General features: G+C 61.1%; 3 protein-coding genes. 2 read left to right on the top strand and 1 reads right to left on the bottom strand.

Annotated features, from left to right (window positions below; translation table 11 throughout):
- A partial coding sequence (locus EPO09_RS17765) for a GGDEF domain-containing protein (protein ID WP_290645104.1) occupies positions 1–1,207 on the top strand: 1,207 nt, incomplete at its 5' end.
- Between the two features lie 41 nt (positions 1,208–1,248).
- Here the strand turns inward: EPO09_RS17765 and EPO09_RS17760 are convergent.
- Positions 1,249–2,091: a MoxR family ATPase gene (locus tag EPO09_RS17760; RefSeq protein ID WP_290645100.1), complete on the bottom strand. Its 843-nt coding sequence runs from the start codon at positions 2,089–2,091 to the stop codon at positions 1,249–1,251.
- A gap of 108 nt (positions 2,092–2,199) precedes the next feature.
- Here EPO09_RS17760 and EPO09_RS17755 point away from each other — a divergent pair.
- Positions 2,200–2,410 (top strand): cytochrome c (locus EPO09_RS17755; RefSeq protein ID WP_367200087.1); only part of this gene is annotated, 211 nt, incomplete at its 3' end.

Here is a 2,410-nt window from a genome sequence, read left to right as displayed (position 1 = left end):
TGACCACGCAGTAATCATGGAAGCCCGCCATTTGTTATTGGCCTTTATCCTGCTCACGCATTGTCTGACGACGACGATGTGGTGGGTGGCGGGCTCGTGGCTGGGGCTGTCACGCAAGGCCGCGCGTCACTGGATGCTGGCCAGCCTGGCCAATGGCATGGCCCTGGCGCTGCCGCTTCTGCCTGAATTGGGTAGCGAAGCCATGCGCATTGCGCTGGCCAGTTCGCTCGTGGTGCTGGGTGCCACCTCGCTGCGCCGTGGCCTGCAATTCTTCCTCAAACTGCGCCTGACGGATGTGATGCACACCGTCATGGCCGTGGGCATCACGCTGTTCAACATCACGGTGTGCCTGCGACTGGGCTGGTACACGGCCGGTGTCGTCGCCAGCAGCCTGGCCATGTGCCTGGTCCTTGGGCGCACGGCCAAAGAAACGTTCCAGCCTTTGCGCACCGAATTCAATGCGGTGACGGCCTGGATGCATTCGGGCATGTTGAGCCTGGCTGTAGCCGTTTTTGCCGTGGTCGCGATCACGGGCATGACGCCCTCCGTGCACTGGCCATGGCGGAGCTGGTCGAGCGAGATGTCCGAGTTCATCTTCGCGTTTGCCAGCGTGGCCATGTCGATTCTGGCCAGCTTTGTGCTCGGCTACATCGTGGTGATGCGGCTGGTTCGACGCCTGGAGCATCTGTCGCACCATGATGCGCTGACCGGCCTGCTCAACCGCCGCGCTATCGAATACCTGTTGGATCGGGAAGACCAGCGCCTGCAACGCTTCGGGGATCCCTACACCGTGTTGCTGGTCGACATCGACCACTTCAAGCGCATCAATGACCGCCTGGGGCACGCCGCCGGGGACGCGGTGCTGTGCGCCGTGTCACGCACGCTGCAAGCCAAAGCCCGCGAGGTAGACCGCGTGGCGCGCTATGGTGGCGAAGAGTTCTGCATCCTGCTGCCCCACACCGTACACGACGGTGCCCTGCAGGCCGCCGAACGACTGCGCGAGGCCGTCTGCCAGATCAACATCCCGTGGGGCGACGAGCATATCGCCGTCAGCATCAGCACCGGCCTGGCTTGCGCCGACGCTCCCGGCGAGACCTTGCAGGCCTTGCTCAAGCGCGCTGATGAAGCGCTCTACCAGGCCAAGGCCGAGGGCCGCAACCGGGTGGTGATGGCAGCAGATCGGGTGAACCGAAGCCGCCAGGCCTGAAGGCCTGAGGGCGGCCAGGCCAGCCAAAGATCAGCGCTCGATCAGCGGTTGTTGCGGGCCATGTAGACCAGCTTTTCGAACAGGCTCATATCCTGCTCGTTCTTGAGCAAGGCGCCCACCAAAGGCGGCACGCTGACCTTGTCGTCCTTGCTTTGCAGCGCTTCCACAGGGATGTCTTCGGCCACCAGCAGCTTGAGCCAGTCGATCAACTCGGAGGTGCTGGGCTTCTTCTTCAGGCCGGGCAGGTTGCGCACTTCGTAGAAGTGGCGCATGGCGGCCGCCAGCAAATCCTGCTTGATGTGCGGGAAGTGCACTTCCACGATCTGTTTCATCACGGCCGCATCCGGGAAGCGGATGTAGTGGAAGAAGCAGCGACGCAGGAAGGCGTCCGGCAGGTCTTTTTCGTTGTTCGACGTGATGATGACCAGGGGACGGTTCTTGGCCTTGATGAGCTGCCGTGTCTCGTAGACGTAGAACTCCATGCGGTCGATTTCGCGCAGCAGGTCGTTCGGGAACTCGATATCGGCTTTGTCGATTTCGTCGATCAGCAGGGCCACGGGCTGGTCTGCGTCGAAGGCCTGCCACAGCACACCCTTGACGATGTAGTTGTGGATGTCGCGCACCTTTTCGTCACCCAACTGGCTGTCGCGCAGGCGGCTGACGGCGTCGTATTCGTACAAACCTTGCTGCGCCTTGGTGGTCGATTTGATGTGCCATTGCAGCAGGGGCATGCCCAGCGCTTCCGACACCTGCTCGGCCAGCATCGTCTTGCCTGTACCCGGTTCACCCTTGACAAGCAAGGGGCGCTGTAGCTTCAACGCTGCATTGACGGCCAGTTTCAGGTCGTCGGTGGCCACATATTGATCGGTACCTTGGAATTTCATGCGCTAACTCAGCCGGGTTGTTACTGTGTTCCAGTATAGGCGCGCCCCTAATAATGGGGTGCAGTCTCGTGTTTTTCCACTTGCCGGTTATTTTCTCCTGCCTGACACATGAAAACACAGCCCAACAAAATCATTCGACATCTTGGCCTGATCACTTTCGCAGGTCTCATTGCTTCGGGGGCCATGGCCCAGGACGCCAAACCCGGCGATGCGGCTGCGGCCAAATCCAAGGTGGCGATGTGCATCGGTTGCCACGGCATCATTGGCTATCAGGCCAGCTTCCCGGAGGTGCACAAGGTGCCCATGATTTCCGGGCAGA

It is taken from the genome of Aquabacterium sp. (assembly GCF_004297345.1).
Lineage (GTDB): Bacteria > Pseudomonadota > Gammaproteobacteria > Burkholderiales > Burkholderiaceae_C > Aquabacterium.
The sequence above is the reverse complement of the archived record's forward strand: the minus strand, read 5'-3'. Positions and strand labels throughout refer to the sequence as shown.